The organism is Parahoeflea alexandrii (genome assembly GCF_024105735.1).
Taxonomy (GTDB): Bacteria; Pseudomonadota; Alphaproteobacteria; order Rhizobiales; family Rhizobiaceae; genus Hoeflea; species Hoeflea alexandrii.
This window is the reverse complement of the sequence record NZ_JAAAML010000004.1, coordinates 233,339-256,724: the sequence shown is the minus strand read 5'-3', so window position 1 is coordinate 256,724 and position 23,386 is coordinate 233,339. Positions and strand designations below refer to the sequence as shown.

Below are 23,386 nucleotides of genomic sequence, written 5' to 3'. Positions count from 1 at the left end.
TCGGATCACACCATCATTCTGCGAGGGTCGGCCATCAGCCGCGCATAATGCGCCATGAAGCGGGCGGCATCGGCACCGTTGATCACACGGTGATCGTAAGACAGATCCAAGGGTGTCATCGGCACCGGAGTCCAGCTCTCGTTTTCCCACACTGGAACGGTTTCTGTCCGGGTGATGCCCAGGATCGCGACTTCCGGCGGATTGACGATCGGGGTGAACGCGGTGCCTCCGATGCCGCCGAGGTTGGAGATCGACATCGAGGCCCCGCCCATCTCGTCAGGCTTGATCTTGCGCTGGGCCGCCCCCCCGGCGAGATCGGAGATCTCGCTGGCGATTTGCCACAGCCCCTTGCGGTCGACATCCCGGATCACCGGCACCATCAGGCCGTGCGGCGTGTCGACTGCAATGCCGATATGGCAGAACTGCTTGAGCACAAGGGTTTCGCCGTCGGCTGTCAGTGATGCATTGAAGCGAGGGAATTCCGAAAGGCATGCGGCCAGTGCCTTCACATGAAAGGCCAGTGCGGTGAGGCGCACGCCACGGTCCGCGGCCTCCGGCTTCAGCTTGGCGCGAAAGGCTTCCACGGCGCGCATGTCGGCACGATCATGATGGGTAACTTGCGGAATGACGCGGCTCGCAGCAGACAGATTGTCAGCAGCGATCCGTGCGAAACGTGACAACGGCTCTTGTGCCACTGGTCCGTAGGCCGAGTGATCCACATCCCAGTAGCTCGTGTCCCTGGAGGCTGCCGCTAAGGCAGCGGCGTGGGTTGAGCTCTGCTTGGAATCGCCACTCACATGACGCTCGACATCCTCCCGTGCGATATTGGTGCGGTCAGCGGTCCGGGCCACTTCCGCAAGGTCGACGCCCAGTCGCCCGGCCAGGGCAACGACCGAGGGGCTGGCTATGATATCGGCCCGACCCATCTTACCATTCCGCCGAAATATACTGGGTTTCCATGAATTCCAGCATGCCCTCATGCCCGCCCTCGCGGCCGAGACCCGATTGCTTGACGCCGCCGAACGGGGCAGCGGGATCGGAAACCAGGCCGCGATTGAGGCCGACCATGCCATATTCCAGGCGTTCGCAAACCTGCATGGCGCGTTTCATGTTTTCCGAAAACACATAGGCCACCAGCCCGTACTCCGTATTGTTGGCGCGGCGGATAACGTCGTCTTCATCCGTGAAGGACTGGATGGCGGCAACCGGTCCGAAGATTTCGTCGTTCACGCAGTCGGCCGTTTCCGGCACGTTGGAGAGCACCGTCGGCGGATAGTAATATCCCTTGCCGTTGGGCAATATGCCACCGAGTTCCAGCCTGGCGCCCTTGGCCACGGCATCCGCGACGAAAGCCGCCACCTTGTCGCGGGTATCGGCATTGACCAGCGGGCCGACGTCGATCCCGTCTTCCATCCCGTTGCCCATCGTCAGGGCAGCCATGGCGGCGCAGAACTTGCTTGTGAACTCCTGGCTGACCGCTTCATGCACATAGAAACGGTTGGCGGCAGTGCAGGCCTCGCCGAGATTGCGCATCTTGGCGAGCATCGCGCCAGTCACAGCCTTGTCGATGTCGGCATCCTCGAACACGATCAGCGGCGCGTTGCCGCCCAGTTCCATCGCGGGCTTGAGCACCTGGTCGGCTGCAGAATGGAGCAGCTTGCGGCCAACTTCGGTGGAGCCGGTAAACGAAATGACCCGCACCCGCGGATCGTGCAGCATGTGGTCGACAAGCCTACCGGATTTCTTCGAGGGCAGCACGTTGACCAGCCCCTTCGGCACGCCGGCCTCTTCCAGCAATGGCATCAGCGCCAGCATCGTCAGCGGCGTTTCAGAAGCGGGCTTGATGATAACCGGGCATCCGGCTGCCAGAGCCGGCGCGATCTTGCGGGTGCCCATTGCCGCCGGATAGTTCCACGGCGTGACCAGCACGGCAATTCCGGCAGGCTTGTGCTGAACAACAATACGCGCGCCCGACGATGGCGCATGGGTGATCATGCCGTCGGCGCGAACGGCTTCCTCGGCGAACCAGCGGAAGAACTCGGCCGCATAGGCTGCCTCACCCACCGCATCGGCCCGGGCCTTTCCGTTTTCAAGCGTTATCAGCTGCGCAAATTCGTCCAGCCGCGCGGTCATCAGTTCCCACGCCTTGCGCAGGATCTCCGAGCGTTCGCGAGGCTTCTTGGCGGCCCATACTCCGAAGGCGGCTTGCGCTGCGTCGAGTGCCGCATCTGCGTCAGCGAGATCGGCGGAGGCAACCGACGCGATTGTTTCTTCGGTTGCGGGATTGATGACATCAAAGCGATCGCCGCTTGCAGCGTCGCGCCATTGGCCATCGATGTAGAGATTGGTGTGTTGCATCCGGTTTGCTCCAGTCAAAGCAGGTGTCTGAGAGGGTCGCCGAGGCGGTCCACAAAGCCGGTGACGAATTCAATCGCCTGGTCCTCGTCAAGTTGGCCGGCCAGGTAGTCGAGCGAAACGGCGTAGTCTTCACGTTCGCGGCAAACAGTCAGCACCGGTGCATCGATTGCCGAACCGGTGGCCGCGGTAATCGGCGATCCGGAAAGATCGCGCAGCACGATGGACGGAACCTGATCGCCTGCGTCGCTCAGCGGTTTGGAAACCCCTACGCGGTCGGCATCGGCGAAACGTCCATCCATCTTGCGAACCGTCCGGGATTCCACGATGAGCGGCATGTCTCCAAGACCGGCCGCTTCACGGAACGCTGCCGCGGCAAAACGCAACCAGATCAGGCGCGGTTCGAGGCGAACATCGCCGTCTTCAGCGAGCCAGGCGATGAACTCGTCGCTGCCGCTCGCTGCAATTCGCGCTCCAATGTGCATTGGCAACGATCCCGCAGACGCGGGTGAGGGGATGGCCCCCGCCGTTTTGTCAGACGGTGCTAGGGTCTCCAGAAGTTTGAGATCAGAGACATGATAGGGCTGCGGCACGCCGTTCTCGACCAGCAGGCTCAGGTTGAGCCCTTTCTCCATTGCCAGGCGGCGTGCTTTTGGGGACGCCAGCACGCGCCCGCTTGAAGCAGGCGTGTTTCGGGCTTCGGTCTTCTTCGGTGCGGCCTGTGGTTCCTTGACTACCGCCTTGCCAGGCGTCTCGTCGTCAACAGGGATGTTCTTGTGGCTGCGCGCGACCGCGTTTTCTGGTTTCTCAGCGCTGATGATTGCGATCACCGATCCGACCGGTACCGCCTGCTGGGCATCGGCCAGGATTGCGGCGACGAAGCCGTCATGTCCGGCTTCGACTTCCATCACCGATTTGTCGGTTTCCACTTCAAGCAGAATGTCGCTTGCAGCAACAGGGTCGCCCGGTTTCTTGCGCCAGGCAACGATCAGACCACTGTCCTGTGCCATGCCAAGCGCCGGCATGATGATTTCTTCTCCTGACGGCACGGCCTCGGTCCCGGACGCTGCCCGCGAGGTTGGCTCGTCATCTTGTGGGCTGGAACGCGAGGGGGAGGGGCTTGTGTTCTCTGCCGCCTCCAATGTGTCCGCAATCACGGCGACAACCTGGCCGACTGGCACGTGATCGCCGGCTTCCGCGCTGACCGCGGCAAGATATCCGTCAGCCACGGCTTCCACTTCCATCACCGCCTTGTCGGTTTCGACCTCCATCAGCCCTTCGCCGGTTTTCACCGCGTCGCCGGGTTTTTTCAGCCAGGAGACAATCAGGCCGGTGTCCTGCGCCATCCCCAGTGCCGGCATGATGACATCATGCGGCATGGATCATCTCCCCGTCGAGCATCTCTCCGGCCACAAGCTTGCGGGCATTGGCTGCCACGCCTTCCGGGGTCGGCACAGTGAGATCTTCCAGTGCCGGGCTGAACGGAACGGGCACATCCATGGCGCCCATGCGCAGTACTGGCGCGTCGAGATGGTAGAAGGCCTTCTCGTTGAGCCGCGAGGCGATCTCCGAGGTGACCCCGTAGCTCTGGTGCCCCTCATCGATGACGATGGCACGCGAGGTCTTCTTCACCGACTTTATCAGCGTGGCTTCGTCGAGGGGAACGATTGTTCGGGGATCGATGACCTCGGCGCTGATGCCTTCCGCGGCAAGAATTTCGGCCGCCTTCTCTGCAACCTGCACCATCGACGAGGTGGCGATCAGGGTGATGTCGGTGCCTTCGCGCTTCACATTGGCGACGCCGAACGGGATCAGGTACTCCTCATCCGGTACGCCGGCCTTCTCCTGGTACATAAGCTTGTCTTCAAAGATGACGACAGGATTGTTGTCGCGGATTGCCGTCTTCATGAGCCCTTTGGCCTCGTAGGCCGATGACGGCAGGGCAACCTTCAGACCCGGAATATGAGCCACCAGAGCATGCAGTGACTGCGAATGCTGCGCGGCCGACCGGCGGGTGGCGCCGAGATTTGTCCGCAGCACCAGCGGAACGCTCAGCTTGCCACCGGACATGTAATGGGTCTTGGCCGCCTGGTTGCAGAGCTGGTCCATGATCAGGAAAATGAAGTCGCCGAACATCAGATCGACCACCGGACGGGAACCGGTCATGGCAGCCCCGACGGCAATGCCCATGAAGCCAGGTTCGGCGATCGGCGTATCGACAACCCGAGCCGTTCCGAACTCCTCCACAAGGCCCGACAGGACCTTGAAGGGGGTGCCGGCCTCGGCCACGTCCTCGCCGATGATGAACACGGTCTCGTCGCGGCGCATTTCCTCGGCAAGCGCCTCGTTGACGGCCTGGGAAAGGGTGATTTCACGCATGGATTTTCTCCTCAGGCCGCATAGACGTGCATGTCGACTTCCGACGCATCAGGGTATTTTGCCTTGAGCGCGTATTCGACGGCGGCAGTGGCATCGGCCTTGATCTCGGCCTGCATGGCTTCGAGCTCTTCCTCGGTGGCGATGCCTTCACTGGTCAAATGGCGGGCGAACCGGGTGATCGGGTCCTTGTTTTCCCGCCAGTCCTTTTCCTCATCCTTGGAGCGGTAGTATTCGCGGTTGATGTCGCCGACATGGTGACCGTGATAGCGGTAGGTCATCAACTCGATGAAGAACGGGCCTTCGCCCTTGCGGCAGCGCTCAACCAGCTGCTCCGTCAGCGAATTGACCGCAAGAACATCCTGGCCATCGACGGTGTGCGCCTCGATGCCGAACGCCTCGGCCCGGCCGGTGATGGAACCGGCTGCGATCTCGGCAGTCTTGGTGTATTCGGAATAACCGTTGTTCTCGCAGGCGTAGATGATCGGGAGGTTCCACAGAGCGGCCATGTTCATCACCTCGTACATCAGGCCCTGGGCGGTGGCGCCGTCGCCAAAGAAGCAGACGGTAACGTCATCCTTGCCCAGCAGTTTGGCGGTAAAGGCAGCCCCGGTCGCAATCCCCATCGAGCCGCCGACGATGGCATTGGCCCCCAGATTGCCGTTGGACTGGTCGGCAATGTGCATCGACCCACCCTTGCCCCGGCAATAGCCTTCTTCCTTGCCCAGCAATTCGCAGAACATCTCCTTGAAATCGGCGCCCTTGGCCACGCAGTGCCCATGGCCGCGGTGCGTCGAGGTGATCTTGTCAGTCACCTTGAGGGCTTCGCAGATTCCCACGGCAACGGCTTCTTCGCCCGAATACATGTGGGTCAGCCCCGGCATCTTCGCCGACAGGTAAAGCTGGTTGGCATTGTCCTCGAATGTCCGGATTCGAACCATCTGGCGGTACATGCGCAGAAAGTCCTCGGCATTGTCCTTGGCCGAAGCCTGGGCGGCGTTTTTGGTCTTGCTGGTGCTCATGTGTCAGTTCCCAATCTCCTGCTCGGGCCCGGCCGCACCGTGTGCGAACCGGGCCTTCCAGGGAGGAGCTCAATAGCGGTTGGCAATAGGCAGTTCCTCGGCAGGGAACAGCGAGATGACCTCGCAGCCCGTGTCGGTCACCACCACTTCTTCCTCGATCCGCGCAGCCGAGTAGCCGTCGCTTGCCGGACAGTAGGTTTCGAGCGCGAACACCATACCGGTCTGGATCTCCATCGGATGATCGAGCGAGACAGCACGGCTGATGATCGGGCGTTCGTGAAGCGCCAGGCCCAGCCCGTGGCCGAACTGCAGGCCAAAGGCGGCCTCCTCGCTGGGGAAGCCGAATTCCTCGGCCTTCGGCCAGACTTCGGCCACCTTGTCGGTGCTGACGCCGGGCTTGATCATGGAAATCGATGCATCGATCCACTCACGCGCCTTGACGTAGGCATCATTCTGCGACGGCGTTGCCCGGCCGATATTGAAGGTCCGGTAGTAGCAGGTCCGGTATCCCTGGTAGGACTGCAGAATATCGAAGAACGCCTGGTCACCTGGCCGGAAGTAACGGTCGGTGAAATTGTGCGGATGCGGGTTGCAGCGCTCGCCGGAGATGGCGTTGATCGCCTCCACGTCATCTGATCCCATCTCGTAGAGCATCTTGTTTGACAGCGCGACGATGTCGTTTTCCCTAATGCCGGGTTTGAGCTGCTCGTAGATCATGTGGTAGACGCCATCGACCATCGAGGCCGCCTGGGTAAGCAGCTGGATTTCGTCCCAGTTCTTGATCTCGCGCGCTGCCAGCATGATCTGCTGGCCGTCGATGACGTTGAGACCTTCCTCCTGCAAAGCGTGGAACATGGCTGTTTCCGCGTAGTCGACACCGACAGGCATGTCGGCCATTCCGGCGTCCTTGATCAGCCCGGCAATTTCCTTCGCATATTTGCGCATCAGGCCGAAATCCGGCGGGATCGTGCCGCGCATGCCGACAACGCCGGCCCGGCAATGGTCCGGCTCGAGCCAGTCCGAGAACTTCTTGTGGTGCATGGCCGCCGATCCGAAGTCCCAGACGTAAGGCGAGTCGTCGCCTGTCAGCAGGCAGAAACGGCACATCTTGTCACGTTCCCACTCGCCGATCTTGGTCGCTGAAACGTAGCGGATGTTGTTGACGTCAAACAGCAGCAGCGTCCCGGCAGGGGAGTTCTGCAATGCCTGCCGGGTCCGGCTCAGGCGATAGCGCCGCAGCCGGTCATGATCGATCCTGCGTTCGAAATCGACGGATGTGTGGCCCCACGCGGGCAGCCGGTTTTCCCATTTCCACTGGGGTTCGAGATCCTGGGCTGTCAGGATGTTCGGTGTCAGTGCACGCGACATGACTTTCTCCTCCGGACCCGCCTTCACGCGCCCGTTTCATTCGTTGAAACCTGGGTTTACGCCGTTACTGGATGCACCAGCCGCCATCGATGTGGATCATCTGGCCGGTCATGTAGTCGCTGTCCCGGCTGGCGAGGAACGAGGCTGTTCCGACAATGTCGTCGGGATAGGAGACCCGCTTGATCTGCAGCTGGTCGCGAGCAATATCCTCGTAGGCCTGGCCGGCCTTCTCCTTGAAGCCGATTTCGACAAGATCCTTGTCGAGCTGCTCCCAAAGCGGCGTCACCACAACGCCCGGCGCATAGCCGTTGACGGTGATGTTATGCTCCGCGAGCGCCACGGCACCGCAATGGGTGAGCGCCAGGCAGCCATATTTCGAGGTGCAGTAGACGGTGACGTCAACCAGCGGCTTTCTCGACGCAATGGAGCCGACATTGATGATCTTGTAGGGCTCGTCCATGGGCCCCTGTTCGATCATCTGGCGGGCTGTTTCCTGCATCCCGAGCCACATCGCCTTCGTGTTGACATTCATGATCATGTCCCAGTTGTCTTCATCGATATCCATGAAGAAGCGGGGCTTGTTCAGACCGGCATTGAAGACGCCTACATTGATCGAGCCGAAGGCCTCCACCGTTGCGGCCACGGCCGCCGCGTTGTCCTCGCGCTTGGTGACATCCATCCTCACGGCAATCGCCTTGCCGTTTCCGGCAGCATTGATGCGGTCGGCGACTTTCTGGGCTTCGTCGAGATCCAGATCACCCAGGCAGACATTTGCGCCCTGCTGGGCGAAGTTCTCTGCATTCGCCGCGCCCATGCCGCGCGCCGCGCCGGTGATGAGAATATTCTTTCCTTTGAGCCGATTGGGATCCATTTCACTCCTCCATTTTTCAAGTCTTGTGTTGCTCCCGCAGGGCCTGTTCCGCCCGCTTCTGGGCGTTTTGCAATGCGGTTTTCGGCGGGATGATCCCGCGAAGCATGTCGTGCAGTTCCTCGCCGCAGATCTGGAAGATCTTGCCAATCTCGGGGATTGGCGGGCGTGGCCAGAACTGAAGCTCATCGCGCCAGGACATCTGGTCGACGGCCTCGAAGATTGGCGATGCGCGGCGCACTTCCGGGTCTGCGCCAACCGAGTAACGCGGATTGGTCCGGCTGCCGTTTTCGACGTAGAGCTTCTGGGCGCCCGCAGAGGTGAAAACGATTAGCGCTTCTGCGGCGGCTTCTATTCTCTCAGGGGCAATGTTGCGCGGAATGCCCATCACATACCCGCCCACGGGCGCGACCGGTGTGGCCTCCGGTCCGGCCGGATGCGGCAGGAAACCGGTCTGGCCGTGTGCCGGCGATGCCGGGTCGAGCTCGAAATAGGGGGCAAGCAAGGTGTAGCCATAGGCCATGGCGACTTCGCCCGCCGCATAGGGACGGATCCGCTCGTACCAGGACATTGAAAGGATGTAGGGGGGCGAATACTTCAGCAGCTCCATGAGGTATTCCGCAGCCGCCATCCCTGCTTCCGAATCGATCATCGGACGGTAGACGTCTTGCTTGAGCCCGTCGGTGTTGAAGCCTCCGGCCTCCGGCGGAATGTCGATCACCGGTTGGCCAAAGTCTGCCATGGTCATCAGGAATGTGTGGCCAAGTGCGGTGCCGCGCGCCGCGTTCCAGGCTATTCCGTAAAACCCTCTGACGGGATCATGCAGCGACTTTGCCGCCTTGATGACGTCCGCCGTGGTTGCGGGCACCTCCATGCCGGCTTCGGCGAAGATGTCCTTGCGATAGAACAGCAGTTCCGGCGTGGTCTGCGCAGGTACGCCATAGGGGCGTCCGCCCCAATGCGCTGCCTTCCAGCCGGCCGTGTGGAAATCGGCCGGATCCAGGCGTGCAATGTCCATTGCCTCGTCCAGCGGCATGAGCACGTTCTTTTCGGCAAACTCGCCGATCCAGGGCAAGTCAACGGCAATGATGTCGTAGCGGCTTGTCTTGCGTTCGGCGTTCTTCAGCGCTTCCTGGTGCAGCCGGTCGATGGAGAAGGCGCGTTGGTGAATCTCAGTGCCCACGACCTGCTCGAACCGCCGTTTGAGATTGTCCATCACCATGAAAGTGGGGTCTCCGTGCACCAGCACGCGAACGCCGCCTGCAAGCCGCAACGGTTCTGCCAGCACCTGAAGGGGCGGGATCGACTGGGCTGCCATGTAGGAGCCGCCAAAGTAGTATTCCTGGCCAGCAGAACCATCGGCTGATCGCATCAGGCGGGTTTCGGCAAGACGCTGCAAGCGCCCGGACAATTGCATCCAGGATTCAAGCAGCTTCTCGCTCGGGTGCATGGAGAATGTCTTGCCGCTGCGGGTGCGCGGCCGCTGATCGATCAGACCGTTTTCGATCATTTCGCCAATGCGCCGGGTTGCCGTTGCATAGGGAACACCGGAGGCGCCGATCAGCGATGTCGGCGTGACCGTCTTGGCTTCGAGATGGCTGCGGATGAGATGGAGCGTCATGCGAACATAAGGATCGGGCGCGAAAACGCTCAGGGCATCGGACAGCTCGTGTTCGAAATCCTCGAGGAAAGCCACCACGTCAAGCAATTCGGTCTTCTCGAATTGCGGATCAGGCGGTCTTCGCGCTTCATCTCCTCCCCTGTTGATTGAAAGCATGGTTCCGGCTCCCGCCCTGCCGATCGCGCTGTTCGATTCGGCCGGAACGCGCCTCGCTTCGAACTGCTGCTTACCCTTTGTCATGGCTGCCTCCCGAAAGATGTTCAAATTGGTGATTTGAGGATACGCGCAAGAAAACCATTTTGGATATCAAAATATCCATATTGGACATATTTCAGACTCAATCGCGGGGCGCTTGTCGGCACCTTACGGCTGTGTTTTGCATGATCGCGGATAGAGGCCGCTTCCTGTTGCAGTGCTCACTGAGCAGAGGAAAAGCGAAACCAACGATAGTGTGAGCAGGAAATTTCGGGAGGAAACCAAATGAAAATTCGTACCATGATAACCCTGTCGACCGCGATGGCGGGTCTTGCCTTCGCAAGCTCGGCAAGTGCTGCCGAATACAGGATTGGCATTACCCAGAACAACGTTGGCGTCGACAGCTACCAGACGACCTACGACCAGTCCTTCAAGGAGGCTGTCGAGGCAAACGACAGTGTCGAAGCGGTTGTGCTTGACGCTGGTGGCGATGTTGCACGCCAGATCGCCCAGATCGAGGATCTGATCCAGCAGCAGGTTCAGGCCATCATCATCTGGCCGACAAATGGCGAGGCTGTCATTCCCGCCGTTCGCAAGGCCAAGAATGCGGGAATTCCGGTCATCGTCACCAATTCCAACATCGCGGAAGCCGGCTTTGACTTCGTCAAGTCGTTCTCCGGACCGGACAACATCACGCAGGGCTCCCGTTCGGCGGAGATCATGTGCGACAAGTTCAAGGAAATGGGTATCGAAACGACAGCCCAGGTGGTGCAGATTTCGGGCCAGCCCGGCTACACCACCGCAATCGAACGTCAGAAGGGCTTCGATGACCGGCTTCCCGAAGTCTGCCCGGATGTGACTGTTCTTGAAACCCAGCCGGGCGACTGGAACCGCGAAAAATCCCAGAAGGTGATGGAAGCCTTCCTCGTCAAGTATGACAAGATCGACGGCGTCTATGCCGGAGACGACAACATGGGTGTCGGCGCCCTCAATGCCGCCAAGGCAGCCGGTCGCGAGGGCATCATCTTCGTCGGTGCGACCAACTTCGCTGTCGGATACGAGGCGATGGAAAAGGGTGAGTACTGGGGGTCGATCTACCAGTCCCCTGTCGACGATGCCAAGGCGGCGCTGAAAACCGCGATTGATGTGCTTGATGGAAAGGAAGTCCCGTTCCTCAACTACTTCGACACGCCGAAAATCACCCAGGACAACATGTCCAATTTCACCAAGCCGGTTTTCTGAGGCTCGTGAAGCTTTTTCTCCGGACGCGGCGGGTGCTGCGTCCGGATTTTCCTGTCGAGTTTGCCATGTGATCGGGGAGGTGAGCATGGGCCGGTTGTCTGGACGCTCCTGCATTGTCACCGGAGCTGCGCGCGGAATTGGCAGAGCCATTGGCGAGGCGCTCTTGTGCGAGGGAGCCGATGTCTGTTTTGCCGATATAGATGGCGACAAGGTCGCTGAAGTCGCGGCATCGAACCTTGCCTCCGCCGAGGCCGCCGGCGGCAAGGTAACGCACGCGTCGGTCGATGTGACTGATCGTATGCAGGTTCGTGCGCTGATCGCGCATGCCGTATCCGTCTTCGGAAAGATCGATGTCAAGTTCAACAATGCCGGCGTCAACCGGCCGATGAATTTTCTCGACGTGACGGAAGAGAACTGGAACTTCATCATGGGTGTGAACGGTCTTGGCTGCCTGATCGGCATGCAGGAGACCGCGCGCCAGATGATTGCCCAGGGCACCGGCGGCAAGATCATAAACACCGCGTCGATTGCTTCCCGCCAGGGGTTTGACAATGTCGCGCCGTATTGCGCCAGCAAATTCGCGGTTGTATCCCTGACCCAGTCGGGCGCGCGCGATCTGGCCAAGCACAACATTACCGTGACCGGCTTTGCGCCGGGTGTGGTCGCCACCGAAATGTGGGAGCAGGTCGACCAGGATCTGATGGAGATTGGCGCTGCCGAGCGTCCGGGGCAGGCAATGGAGGATTTTGCCGCCGGGATTCTCAAGGGCCGTGTCGCCGCGCCGCGCGATATCACCGGAACAACGACGTTCCTGGCTTCGGCTGACAGCGACTACATGACCGGCCAGGTCGTCATGATCGACGGCGGTATGGTGCTGGTCTGAGCAAGGTTTCGCAAAGGCAGCAGCGTGTTTGTCTCGCTGCGGGCACTTTCGAATGGGAGGCAGGAAACGATGGCTGGTGGTTTCAGTAGGTCGAATATTGGCGGGCTCCTCGCCAAGCAGGGCATCTTGATTGCCTTTGTCATTTTCATGATCGGCTTTACGATCGCCAATGAACGTTTTCTGGCGCCCGAAAATGTCATGGGAGTCGTTCGCTCCTCTGCAATTCTTGGTGTGATGGCGCTCGGCGTCACCTTCGTTGTGATCAGCGGCAATCTCGATCTGTCCGTCGGATCAATGATGTCGTTTTCGACGATTGTGGTGCTTGATCTTCATGACAAGATCGGGCCGGCGCTTGCCATACCCGCAATGTTTGCGATGACGCTTTGCCTGGGCGCTTTCATCGGGTTTCTTGTTGGCTATCTCAAGCTCAATTCGCTGATCGTGACGCTCGGCATGCTGTCGGCCATTCACGGGCTCACGCTGACCTATTCCGGCGGCAAGAACATGGACATAGCTGACAAGGACGGCACCTGGTTCGCGGTCTTCGGGCAAAGCAGTGCATTGGGCATCCCGGTGCCGATCCTGATTTTCGGCCTGTTGGCGGCGGTGCTCGGCATGGTGCTGGCAAAGACACCGTTCGGGCGAAAGGTCTACGCCGTCGGCGGCAACGGAGTGGCCGCGACATTCTCCGGGATTCGCAGGGCGAGGGTGGTGTTCACCTGTTACCTGCTTTCCGCCTTTTGCGTTGCCACGGCCGGACTTATCCAGGCCAGCCGGAGCCTGGGAAGCCAGAACACAGTGGGGCAGGGGCTGGAGCTCGAGGTTCTCGCAGCTGTCATCCTCGGCGGCGCATCGCTGCTCGGTGGGTCCGGCACGATCTTCAAGACAATCGTCGGCGTGTTGATCCTGGGCTTCATCCAGAACGGTCTGCTGCTCGTTGGCCTGCAGTTCTACGCGCAATATGTGGTGACCTGGGTGATCATTATTCTGGCGGTCTGGCTCGACATCGCGGCCAAGCGTGGCCGCTTGTTGTCCCCCATCGCGTGAGGGCGGTTTGATGAACAATGAAAGCCGGACGAGACTGATCAAGAAGGGTGCCATCTGGGGCTTCATCCTGTTCGAGCTTGTGTTCTTTTCGGTCGCCGGGAGTTATCTCTCGCTGTCGGAAAGCGCCTTTATGGATCTCGACAACATGTTGCTGTTGCTCAAGCAGTCGGCCCCCATCGGGATTATCGCGCTGGGCATGACGATCATCATGATCAACGGCAACATCGACTTGAGCGTCGGGGCAACCTATGCGCTGGCGGCAATCGTGATGCTCGACAGCATGACCTGGCCGGTCTTCGCCGGTTTTGGTGACTGGGTGATCCCGGTCTCGTGGATCCTGGCGCTTATGACCGGTGTGGCGCTTGGCGCGGTCAATGGCCTCATAGTCTGGAAGACCGGAGTCGATGCGTTCATTGTCACCCTGGGGGCGATGCTCGGCTACCGTGGGCTGGTGTTCATGTACAATGGTGAAGAACCGACGTCCCATCTCAACTGGACGCTTGTCGATTTCGCCGAGGCGCAGTTTTTGGGCCTGCACACGGCAACCTGGTTCCTTCTCGCAGTTGTCGGCGGCTTGTGGTTCCTGATGAACCGCACGGTTCATGGCCGCAATGCCTATGCCATTGGCGACAATCGCGAGGCAGCGGTCAATGCTGGCATTCGCGTCGGACCGCACATGATGATCAATTTCATGCTGATCGGGTTCCTGGCGGCACTCTCTGCTGTGGTGTTCTATTCCGAAAGCGGCTCGGTCAACCCCAATGATGGCGAGCTGTTCGAACTCTGGGCCATCACCGCCGTGGTGCTGGGCGGGACCAAGCTGACCGGCGGGGCCGGGTCAATCGTTTCCACTCTTGGTGGCGTCATTGCCATTCAGTTGTTGCGCAAGGGGCTGGGTTACATCGGCGCAGGCACCGAAACCGTCAATCTGGTCATCGGCCTGATCCTGATCGCGGTGCTGTTCCTCGATCGCCAGCTCAACATCAAGGCCAAGGGGGAGTTGAAGGTATGAGCGAGCAAGTTTCCGCATCGGTTCCCGCGCTTCGCCTTGAAGCCATCGTCAAGACCTTTCCCGGTGTCCGCGCACTCGACGGCGTCTCCTTCGATGTGATGCCAGGTGAGGTGCACGCCCTGATGGGAGAAAACGGTGCGGGTAAGTCAACACTGATGAAGGTCCTTGGCGGCATTCATCAGCCAGACAGCGGCCGCATCATTGTCAGTGAAACGCCCGTGAAGATGAGCTCGCCGCTCGAGGCCAAGCACAAGGGCATTGTCTTCATTCATCAGGAGCTCAGTCTGGCCAAGGAGCTCACGGTTGCGGAAAACATCTACCTGGGCGAATTGCCGCGCAAGCGCTTCGGCCTGGTGGACTGGCAAGCTCTTTTCGACAAGACCAACACGATCCTGCAGCGTCTCAAGGTGGGCTTCGACGCCCGGACCCGGGTCGGGGACCTGTCGATCGCCAACCAGCAGATGGTCGAAATTGCACGGGCGCTGACCCATGAAGCCAAGGCTGTGATCTTCGATGAGCCGACAGCCTCGCTTACCGATGCCGAGAAAACCGTCCTCTTCGAGGTGATCGACGATCTCAAATCCCATGGCGTCGGCATCATCTACATCTCGCACCGGATGGAAGAGATCTTCAAGATCACAGATCGGATTTCCGTTCTGCGTGATGGTCAGTACCGCGGCACGCTGGAAACCGCGGAGACCACCGAGGAAGACATCACCCAGTTGATGATCGGGCGCAAGCTTGATCTGACGCGGCACGCAAGCGACCATGAACTTGGCGAAGTGGCGCTCGAGGTGAAGGGTCTTTCCTGCGGTTCGCTCTACAAGGATATCAGTTTCAAGGTTCGCGCCGGGGAGGTGGTCGGCTTTTACGGTCTGGTCGGTGCCGGGCGCACCGAAATCGCCGAAACACTGTTTGGCCTCCGAACGCCGACCGGGGGCTGCATTGTCCTGGAAGGCCAGGAGGTGGAGATTTCCTCACCTGTGGACGCGATCAATCTTGGCATTTCTCTGGTGCCTGAAAACCGCAAGGAACAAGGTCTCGTGCTGGGCATGAATTGCCGGGACAACATGACACTGCCCCAAGTCAGTGACCTGACCGCCGGGCCTTTCGTTTCGGACGGCGCGGAGATTGCGATTTTCGACCACTATTATGACAAGCTGGAGATCAAGACCCCAAGCTGGAAGCAGCAGGCGGGCAATCTGTCGGGGGGCAACCAGCAGAAGATCGTCATCGGGAAATGGCTGTCCATGCACCCGAAGGTGCTAATCGTGGACGAGCCGACGCGCGGCATTGATGTCGGCTCCAAGTCCGAGATCCACAAACTGATCCGGGACCTTGCTTCACAGGGCTACGCTGTTGTTGTGATCTCGTCGGAAATGCCTGAAGTGCTGCAGGTTTCCGATCGAATCGTCGCCATGTACAGCGGCCGGATCATGCGTGAATTTACCTCCGAGGAAGTCACCGAGGACAGCCTGATCCAGGCCATCTCCGGTTTGGGGGACAATTCTGGCCAGGCCGCTTGAAATGCTTGAGAAGTGTGCTGGTTCAGACCCCATGCCGCACGGCTTTCTGCCTCTGAAATGTCGATGGGTCCGTCGAGGCCGGGAACCCTGACATAGCGCCGTAAAAGGTTGCTTGTCCCGGCAAGCCTTACAGGACAGGCTCCGAGAGCCCTGTGCAAAAGACCTGCATGAGCGGCCTGGTCTCAACCAGGTTCTCAGGCAGCAGCAACACACAAACAGTGTGATCGGAAACTCCGGGATGGCCTGCCTACATCCACTTCGGCACATCTATTCTGCGAAAATTGATCAGCCCGTCGAGCAGACTCCTGGGATCGGAAGCCAGCACGATCGAGTTCCGGTGCGCGGCCGGCAGGAAGGCCTGTGAAATCATGTGGTCGATGAAACCCATGAATGGCTCGTAGTAGCCGTCGACACTGAACAGCCCGGCGGGTTTTTCAAACTCGCCGAGCTGGTTCAGGGTCCAGACTTCCATGAACTCCTCGAGGGTTCCGATACCTCCCGGCAGGGCGATGAAGGCGTCGGCAAGCTCCATCATGCGGTGCTTGCGTTCCTTCATCGTCGGCAGGATTTCATGCCGGGACAGTTGTTCATGCAGGTGGCCCTTGTCGCGCAGCCGCTCGGTGATTACGCCGTGAACCATCCCGCCCTCCGCGATGGCCGCGTCTGCCAGGGCCCCCATCAGTCCCTTGTGGGTGCCGCCATATACGATCCCGATACCGGATTTTGCCAGATGGCGCCCGAGCGCATCTGCGGCCCGCAGGTAGACATCTCCCTGTCCGGTGTTCGAGCCGCAGTAAACCGCGATCGTCTTGATGGCGCGGCCAGTCATTGATCAGGCGATTTCAAACGAGATGTCATGCGCGCCCTTCCAGAGAACCGCATTGCCGAGCGTCATCAGGTTTTCCAGTCCCGAGGTCAGCGTGATGAAATGGTTGCCCGCCAATTGTCCCATTTTCGAGGAAAAATCCACTCCGCCATAGGCCAGAAGGATCTCGGTTTCGCTGATGCCGCCGGGATAGAGGATGATGTGTCCGGGCGCGGGGTGGCTGGTGTGGTTTTCGTAGCCGACGCCGAAATTCGTGTCGCCCAGCGGAATCCAGACCCCTTCGCCGGACCAGCGTACATGCACGATCTTGCCCTTGTAGGGTAGCAGCGCCTTGAAGGCGGCAGTCGTTGCGGGAGCGGCCTCTTCCTCGAGATGGCCGCCGAAGACGAAATCTCCGGCCCGGACAATAAGCTTGGTCATGCATCTGTTCCTTTCAGTGATGTGTAAATGATGGCCACCGGTCCGCCGCCATCGGGGCCCTGGTGTTCCGCGCCGCCGGAGACGAAAAGCTCGGTATGGCCGATGAGCCCCGCCAGCAGACCGCCGACAAAGCCGCGCGCATGGCGGGTGGAGGAGATGTCGCTGTCCTCGAGCATCGTGTGCCTCTTGCCGCGGATCTGGCCAGAGCCCGAGGCTTCCGCCTTGGCAAGAACCGCGATCAGACTGGCTTGAGCCTGCTGCAGGCCAGTGCCCGGTGCGGCCTGTGCCAGAAGCCCGGCGATGGCCGGGGCATCGATCGCATCACGCATCACGTCATGACCGATCCGCAAGGGACCGGACCATTGCCGCGACAGGCCAAGCACGATGATCTCGCAGGCCATCAGCTCGATCCCGGCCGAGCAGGAAGCGCGGCTCGACCAAAGCGACATGTCGGTCCCGATCTGCGCATCGGTGATCGTCTCGACCTCGCCAAGCGCCAAGGCCACACCAAGTGCTGAGGCGCCGCGGGACAGACCCATCGACTTGAGCATGTTGTCCGTCGCCACATCACCGACGGCGGAATTGGCCCGCCTGGATGTCAGCAGCGGACACTTGATCTGAACAAAATGCACGTCATCGGGCCCTGAAATATCAGCCGCTGTCATCGCTTCCAGCACAGCGGTGCGCACCAGTTCCGCCTGCTCGCTGCGACCGATTTCGCGCGGATCGAGCGGGCGGGTGATCACGCCGGCCATCGCCAGTGCCGGGGCCTCTGTTTCGGACTGTACTGAACCAGTTCCTTCGGTCCGGCTCAGAACGATCCAGTGCGGTGACAGTCCGCCCTCGGTGCCACCGGACATCACCAGCGGTATCCGCGCGATCTGCGCCTCGCCGAGGTACCTGGCCAGCATGGCGCGCAGGGATTGCGTGGCATAGCCGCGGGTGAAATCGTTGACACAGCCATTGCCCTCGGTCTTGCCAAGGATCGCAATGATCTGCGTCGGGTCGAGGCTGCCGTCTGTGATCAGCGACGCGATCCCGGACACGTCGTCAGGCCCGCTCATGGGCAGACGAAAGACCTGAGCTTCACCCGGCATCAGCAGCAGCCCCGGTAGAAGCTGCCGATTGCCGCCTCTATCTTGGGCCAGGCGGCAACAAGGGGCGCCTTATCCGGCAGACCGTCTCGATAGGCGGAGCGCAAACTGGTTTCGAGCGCGGGAAGGTCGACACCGAGCACGGTGCCATTGGACAGAACCTTGCGGCCTCTCGAGTAGGCCTCGACGATATGGGCCTGACCGGCACGGGCGAAGAGGTAATCCGTAGGGTTCACCGGCATCAACGCGTCCCGGTCAAGAGCCGCGAGATCAAGCAGCAGGATATCGGCCGGCAGTTCGGCGGCAAGGACACCACCGGGGCCAAGCCCCAGACCCGGACGGCCCGCAGCGCATGCCGCATGCAACGCGGTTTGACGGGTCAATCCGCCGTCGCTGAATCCCGCAGCATGATTGAGCAAATGAAACAGCCGCATCTCTCTGAGCGCATCGTCGTCCTCGTCAAGCGCGCAGCCGTCGAGGCCCATGGCCACCGAAACGCCTGCTTCCAGCATGTCGGGCACTGGGGCAATTCCCGAGTAGAGGTGCAGGTTTGACGAAGCATTGACCGCGATCCGCGCACCCGCACCAGCGATCAAAGCCAGTTCCTCCGGCCGCGCCCAGACGCAATGGGCCAGCGTCAGCCGCGGCGACAGCAGGCCGATCTGATCGAGAAAGGATACGATTCCGTCGGGGTAGGCGCCATCCGCCCAGACCCTTTGCGGCTTCGTTTCCAGAAGGTGCATATGGATCCGCCGCCCGGTCTGTTTGGAGGCCCTGGCGATCGCCTGCAGCAGTTCCGCGGAGCACCATTGCACGCCGGTCGGGCCATATTGAACATCGATATGGCCGGGCATGTCTGAAACCGCATCGGCAACGGCATCGACGAGCGCCATCTGCTCGCTGACCGGGGGTAGCGGCCGGAGCCAGGTTTGCCTGACGAGATCGCGCTCGGACGGGTCCAGCCGGTTAAGGATCTCGGCATCATCACCATAGATCAGCGGATTGCGGTCGCGCATGGCAATGGCAAAGCCGATCGAAACGCCGACATCATGCGCGGCCCGGGCGATTTCACGGGCTTCTTCGGTCAGCGGTGTCAGACCCATCGCGCGCGTCAGGTGCACCATGATCGAGGTCACGCCACCGCGCAGCGAGCGGGCAAAAGATGCGGCCGCGGCCGTGTAGGGATCGACGGATGGCATGACGGCAAGCTGGGGCAGCCATGTTTCCAGAGGTTTGTTGCCGCAGCCGAATGACGTGGTCGAGAGCGGTCGAGCGTGATTGTGGGCATCCGCAAGCGCGGGAATGGCCAGCAGGCGCGGCGCTTGCGGTGTCGCGGCGACTGGGCGGATCGCTTCGATCAGCCCGCCTGAGACGAGGATTTCGCAGGGACCGGTGAGCGAATAATCCGCGCCGGCGAGTGCAGCCTCGGCTGCGATGATGGTGGTATCCATGATGAACCCCGGGGGCACCCCGGAGCCGTGCCCCGGGGAGTTGGGTTGAGAACGGTTATTGCGTGGCCGGCAGAAAGGCATCGTCGAAAACGGCACTCGCTTCGGGCGCATTGGGCAGATCATAAAGTTTCTGGATGACGGCAATCGACCGCGTCAGTCTTTCCGGGTCGACTGTGCCGATGCCGTTGGCCTTGGTTTCATCGGAATAGATCAGATTGTTCAAGGCAAACTCCATCCGCTTCATTTCAAGTGCGCCATTGGAAAGCGGCTCGGTCTTGACGATGATGTCGATGCCTTCTGCGGGATTGGCGATCACGTCAGCCATCGCCTTGGCGATAGCCGAAACCAGGCCCTTTACCGCGTCTGGATGGTCGTTCAGGAGCTTTGGCGAGACCATCACGCCATTGGAATAGATATCCAGCCCGGCTTCGCCATAGGGGAACCATTTGAAGTCCTCGTCCGGATCCATGTTCTGGCCCAGAATGTTGAGATAGCTGGTCACGTTGAAGACGAGGCTCGCATCCACCTGGTCCTGGATCAGCATCTGTTCCTGCAGGTTGGGCGCGACATTGATGATCTCGACCTTTGCCGCATCGAAACCGGCTGCTTCCGCCAATGCGGGAAACAGCTTGGTCGAGGCGGAACCGGCGGGGCCACCGACCTTGAGACCTTCAAGACCGGAAAGGCTTTCGACTTTTCCGCCCGCCTTGGTCAGAACCGCAAACGGTGGCTGGTTGTAGATCTGGTAAACCATCACCGGGGCTTCATCCGGATTGGTCGCGGCATTCTGGATGATCGCATTCATGTCGCCGAAGCCGGCGTCATAGGCACCCGACATGATGCGCGTGACGGTCGCGGCCGAGCCTTCGCCCTGGTCGATGGTGACGTCCAGACCCTCGGCGGCAAAGTAGCCCTTCTCCTTGGCCAGGTAGAACCAGCTGTGCACACCCTGGATCTTCCAGTCGAGCGTGAACTTGATCGGGATATCGGCGGCACCGGCGGATGCCGTCATCGAAATTACGGCAAAAGCCGCAGTCAGCAATCTTTTCATTTTCAGATCTCCGGTTGGTTGGCGGTGGTTTTCTCGGTCTACTGTTTGCGAAGCGCCCATCCGACCATCCGCCGTTCGACCACCGAGAAGATCGCGTAAAGCGTGATCCCCATGACCGCGAGGATCATCAGGCCTGCGAAGACGAGCGGCACGTTGAAGGAGGAAGAGGCGATAAGCATCATGTTGCCGACGCCCTTGTTGGAGGCGACGGTCTCGGCAATGACCGAGCCTACGAAGGACAGGGTGATCGCCACTTTCAGGGAGGCAAAGAAGTAGGGCATCGACCGGGGCAGGCCGACGTTCCAGAGCATCTCCCAGCGCTTTGCCTTGAGTGAGCGCATGACGTCTTCGAGTTCCGGCTCAACCGTGGCAATGCCGGTGGAGACGTTGACGACGATCGGGAAGATGCAGATGATCATCGCCGTCAGGATTGCAGGCACCGTGCCTGCGCCAAACCACAACACCAGGATCGGGACAACCGCCACCTTGGGGATCGAGGAGATCCCCACCAGCAATGGATAGGCGGTGTCATAGGCCAGTTTCGAAGAGCCGATCAGAACGCCGAGGGAAAGCCCGATCATCACTCCGAACGAGAAGCCCACAAGCGTGGTGTAGAGGGTCTGCCAGGCGTGCGGCATGATTGCGGGCGCGTACTCGAAAAAGGCCGCGAGGATCCGTGTCGGACGAGGAAGCACAAGTTCCGAAATCCCAGCCAAGAGGCAGAAGAGTTCCCAGAAAACGAACACTCCGATGATCAGGATGGTCGGCGCAAATTTACGCATCGTCGGCTTCATGTCGCGTCTACCTTCTTGACGTTCGGGGCATGGACGATGAGGCCTCGCAAGTCCTGAACCAGCGTGACAAAATCAGGATCAAAGGTCAGGTCTATCGGGCGCGGGCGGGCGAAACTCACTTGCCGGTCATCGATGATGCGGCCCGGTCGCGGGCTCATGACGCAGATACGGTTTGCCAGGTAGGCGGCCTCGCGCAGATCGTGGGTGACTAGCATCACCGTTGATTTCCGGTCGATCCAGAGGTCCTGCAGCGTCTGCCAAAGCTCTTCGCGGGTGAACTGATCCAGCGCGCCGAATGGTTCATCGAGCAGCAGGATATCGGGATCGTGAATCAGCGCACGGCACAGGTTTGCCCTTTGCATCATGCCACCCGAAAGCTGCCACGGGCTCTTGTCGGCAAAGTCCTCGAGACCAACCTGCGCAAGCAGCGCGTCTGCCCGGTCCCGGTATTCGCCGTTCTTCTTGCTGCGAAAACCGGACTTGAACGGCGGTACGATCTTGAGCGGAAGCATCACATTGTCGCGAACCGACATCCAAGGCAGCAGCGATGCGCTCTGAAACGCCATGCCCACCCGCACCGGCTTGGCACCCAATTCGCGTCCGCCAAAAAAGATGTTGCCCGTTGTCGGCCGCAACAGCTCGCTGACAAGTTTCAGGATGGTCGATTTCCCACAGCCGGAGGGCCCGACAAAGGCCAGGAAATCGCCTCGCTCGACAGTCAGGCTGGTTGGCTGCAAGGCTTCGGTCTGCTCCGGCCCCTGGCCAAACGTCACGCCGACATTCTCGAGTTCGACAAACCGGGCCATACTCATGTCACGGCACCCGCGCTGAGCAGATGAGCGAGGCTCATCTCGATGTTTTTTGGTTTTGCTTCGGGCATGGACTGGATGTCGGTAACCTGTCTGCCGTGTCCGGCCATGTCCGGCACCAGCATCCTGTCGCGCTGGACAAAACAGCCGCGCACCAGTGTGTGCACCGGCGCCCCGATCGTCTTGCGTCCCTCGAACGGCGTGATCTTGCCGCGGCTGTGAAGCCGCGCGGCCTGCACGATTTCCTCGCGCGCCATGTCGAGAACTGCGATATCGGCATGCGCGCCGACCGCCAAGCGTCCCTTCATCGGATAAAGCCCGAATGCGCGGGCCGGATTGGCTGACGAGATCCGCACATAATGCTCGAGCGTCATCCGACCGGCGACAACTTCGGTGAGCATCAGCGGCATCTGGGTCTCCACGCCGGGAAAGCCGCAATCGGCCTGCCAGATAATGTCTTTCCGCTTTTCCTCAGGCGTATGCGGCGCGTGGTCGGTCGCGATCATGTCGACCACGCCCGACTGCAAGGCGTCCCAGATGGCTTTGGAATCTTTCTCTTCCCGCACCGGTGGGTTGATCCGGATGATGCTGCCCAGCCGGTCGTAATCGCGGCTGTCGAGGAAGAGATAACAGGGGCAGGTCTCTCCGGTCACATCGACGCCGCGCGCCTTGGCCTCGGCGAGGGGACGCAGTTCTCCGGCCGACGAGATATGCAGCACGTGGATGCGTGCCCCGGTCCACTCGGCAAGGATGGCTGCGCGGGCGACCGCCTCGATCGCCACGACTTCAGGCCGGGCAGCTATGTGGTGGAGCGGCGCGCTCAGCCCCGCGGCTTCGAGTTTGGCCTGCCGCCAGGCCATGATCGACGCGGTTTCCGCATGCAGCGAGATCCGTAGGCCGGATGCCGCAATCAGCTCGAACCCTTCGAGCATTGCACCGGTCGAGGGCGAAGGCAGGTTGCCGAACGTGTTGCCCATGAAGCATTTGAAGGCGTTGGCCCCGGCCTCGATCAAGCCGGGGATCTCGTCGATGTTGTCCTCTGCCAGAAGTCCGTAGAGGCCGAAATCCACGCAGGCCTTTTGGGCGCAGTCCTGCTTTTGCCGCAACTCGATCGCCGAGCGCGTGGGCGGGTTGGTGTTGGGCATCTCGAAGACCGTGGTCACTCCGCCCATAGCCGCAGCCTGCGTGCCTGTGCCCCAGTCTTCCTTGTGGGTGTACCCCGGCTCGCGAAAATGCACATGCATGTCGATGCCGCCCGGGATCAGATGATGGCCGCTCACATCGACCACCTCCAGGGCATCACCCAAGGTTCCGGGGGCGCCAATGGCGGAGATCAGCTCTCCGGTGATCGCGATGTCGGCTGTTTCGCGTCCGTTTTCATGAACGACGGTGCCGCCTTTGAGAATGAGATCCGTCATGGAAGTCC

General features: G+C 60.6%; 21 protein-coding genes. 5 read left to right on the top strand and 16 right to left on the bottom strand.

From position 1 onward, the window contains the following. Positions 1 to 5: 5 nt before the first annotated feature. The 8 genes from GTW23_RS20515 to GTW23_RS20480 all read right to left on the bottom strand — a co-directional run bounded on the left by GTW23_RS20515 (position 6) and on the right by GTW23_RS20480 (position 9,850). A complete protein-coding gene (locus GTW23_RS20515; protein WP_252917273.1) occupies positions 6 to 926 on the bottom strand; it encodes a 2-oxo acid dehydrogenase subunit E2 in 921 nt (306 codons plus the stop codon). Between the two features lies 1 nt (position 927). Continuing rightward, positions 928 to 2,358, bottom strand: a complete 1,431-nt coding sequence (locus GTW23_RS20510) for an NAD-dependent succinate-semialdehyde dehydrogenase (protein WP_252917272.1) — start codon at positions 2,356 to 2,358, stop codon at positions 928 to 930. Positions 2,359 to 2,372: 14 nt separating this feature from the next. Continuing rightward, complete coding sequence (locus tag GTW23_RS20505; RefSeq protein ID WP_252917271.1) at positions 2,373 to 3,734, bottom strand: biotin/lipoyl-containing protein; 1,362 nt, start codon at positions 3,732 to 3,734, stop codon at positions 2,373 to 2,375. Continuing rightward, complete coding sequence (locus GTW23_RS20500; protein WP_252917270.1) at positions 3,724 to 4,734, bottom strand: alpha-ketoacid dehydrogenase subunit beta; 1,011 nt, start codon at positions 4,732 to 4,734, stop codon at positions 3,724 to 3,726. The genes GTW23_RS20505 and GTW23_RS20500 overlap by 11 nt, the downstream gene beginning before the upstream one ends. An 11-nt stretch (positions 4,735 to 4,745) precedes the next feature. Then, a complete protein-coding gene (locus tag GTW23_RS20495; protein WP_252917269.1) occupies positions 4,746 to 5,753 on the bottom strand; it encodes a thiamine pyrophosphate-dependent dehydrogenase E1 component subunit alpha in 1,008 nt (335 codons plus the stop codon). 69 nt (positions 5,754 to 5,822) lie between these two features. After that, entirely contained in the window at positions 5,823 to 7,121 is a 1,299-nt protein-coding gene (locus GTW23_RS20490; RefSeq protein WP_152009942.1) for a M24 family metallopeptidase, read from the bottom strand. 64 nt (positions 7,122 to 7,185) lie between these two features. Further along, positions 7,186 to 7,992, bottom strand: a complete 807-nt coding sequence (locus GTW23_RS20485; protein ID WP_252917268.1) for an SDR family NAD(P)-dependent oxidoreductase — start codon at positions 7,990 to 7,992, stop codon at positions 7,186 to 7,188. A gap of 16 nt (positions 7,993 to 8,008) precedes the next feature. After that, entirely contained in the window at positions 8,009 to 9,850 is a 1,842-nt protein-coding gene (locus GTW23_RS20480) for an ABC transporter substrate-binding protein (RefSeq protein WP_252917267.1), read from the bottom strand. Between the two features lie 240 nt (positions 9,851 to 10,090). Between GTW23_RS20480 and GTW23_RS20475 the strand changes: the two genes are divergently transcribed. The 5 genes from GTW23_RS20475 (at position 10,091) to GTW23_RS20455 (ending at position 15,515) form a co-directional block, all read left to right on the top strand. Then, positions 10,091 to 11,047 carry a sugar ABC transporter substrate-binding protein gene (locus GTW23_RS20475; RefSeq protein WP_252917265.1) on the top strand — a complete coding sequence of 319 codons (957 nt, stop codon included), beginning with the start codon at positions 10,091 to 10,093 and terminating at the stop codon, positions 11,045 to 11,047. Positions 11,048 to 11,132: 85 nt separating this feature from the next. Further along, the gene (locus GTW23_RS20470; RefSeq protein WP_252917263.1) at positions 11,133 to 11,930 is read left to right on the top strand and encodes an SDR family NAD(P)-dependent oxidoreductase; all 798 of its coding nucleotides are present in this window, start codon (positions 11,133 to 11,135) and stop codon (positions 11,928 to 11,930) included. Between the two features lie 69 nt (positions 11,931 to 11,999). Then, positions 12,000 to 12,977 (top strand): ABC transporter permease, encoded by a 978-nt coding sequence (locus GTW23_RS20465; RefSeq protein WP_252917262.1) that lies wholly within the window; start codon positions 12,000 to 12,002, stop codon positions 12,975 to 12,977. Between the two features lie 10 nt (positions 12,978 to 12,987). Further along, positions 12,988 to 13,989 carry an ABC transporter permease gene (locus GTW23_RS20460; protein ID WP_252917253.1) on the top strand — a complete coding sequence of 334 codons (1,002 nt, stop codon included), beginning with the start codon at positions 12,988 to 12,990 and terminating at the stop codon, positions 13,987 to 13,989. After that, positions 13,986 to 15,515: a sugar ABC transporter ATP-binding protein gene (locus GTW23_RS20455; RefSeq protein WP_252917252.1), complete on the top strand. Its 1,530-nt coding sequence runs from the start codon at positions 13,986 to 13,988 to the stop codon at positions 15,513 to 15,515. The genes GTW23_RS20460 and GTW23_RS20455 overlap by 4 nt, the downstream gene beginning before the upstream one ends. Positions 15,516 to 15,762: 247 nt before the next feature. On the opposite strand, the gene GTW23_RS20450 is transcribed toward GTW23_RS20455, so the two are convergent. Genes GTW23_RS20450 through allB form a run of 8 tightly spaced genes read right to left on the bottom strand, consistent with a single transcriptional unit; the run spans position 15,763 to position 23,378 of the window. Next, positions 15,763 to 16,344, bottom strand: coding sequence for an LOG family protein (locus GTW23_RS20450; RefSeq protein WP_152009934.1), 582 nt, complete (start codon positions 16,342 to 16,344; stop codon positions 15,763 to 15,765). A 3-nt stretch (positions 16,345 to 16,347) separates the two neighbouring features. Next, positions 16,348 to 16,761, bottom strand: coding sequence for a DUF3830 family protein (locus tag GTW23_RS20445; RefSeq protein WP_152009933.1), 414 nt, complete (start codon positions 16,759 to 16,761; stop codon positions 16,348 to 16,350). Continuing rightward, positions 16,758 to 17,858, bottom strand: a complete 1,101-nt coding sequence (atzD, locus tag GTW23_RS20440; protein ID WP_252917250.1) for a cyanuric acid amidohydrolase — start codon at positions 17,856 to 17,858, stop codon at positions 16,758 to 16,760. The genes GTW23_RS20445 and atzD overlap by 4 nt, the downstream gene beginning before the upstream one ends. Further along, entirely contained in the window at positions 17,858 to 19,306 is a 1,449-nt protein-coding gene (locus GTW23_RS20435) for an amidohydrolase family protein (RefSeq protein ID WP_252917248.1), read from the bottom strand. The genes atzD and GTW23_RS20435 overlap by 1 nt, the downstream gene beginning before the upstream one ends. A 55-nt stretch (positions 19,307 to 19,361) precedes the next feature. Then, positions 19,362 to 20,357, bottom strand: a complete 996-nt coding sequence (locus tag GTW23_RS20430) for an ABC transporter substrate-binding protein (RefSeq protein WP_252917246.1) — start codon at positions 20,355 to 20,357, stop codon at positions 19,362 to 19,364. A 38-nt stretch (positions 20,358 to 20,395) separates the two neighbouring features. Further along, entirely contained in the window at positions 20,396 to 21,139 is a 744-nt protein-coding gene (locus GTW23_RS20425) for an ABC transporter permease (protein ID WP_152009929.1), read from the bottom strand. Positions 21,140 to 21,147: 8 nt separating this feature from the next. After that, a complete protein-coding gene (locus GTW23_RS20420) occupies positions 21,148 to 21,963 on the bottom strand; it encodes an ABC transporter ATP-binding protein (RefSeq protein ID WP_152009928.1) in 816 nt (271 codons plus the stop codon). Then, on the bottom strand, positions 21,960 to 23,378 hold the full coding sequence (gene allB / locus GTW23_RS20415; protein ID WP_252917244.1) for an allantoinase AllB: 1,419 nt from the start codon (positions 23,376 to 23,378) through the stop codon (positions 21,960 to 21,962). Before allB ends, GTW23_RS20420 begins: the two co-directional genes overlap by 4 nt. Positions 23,379 to 23,386: the final 8 nt, after the last annotated feature.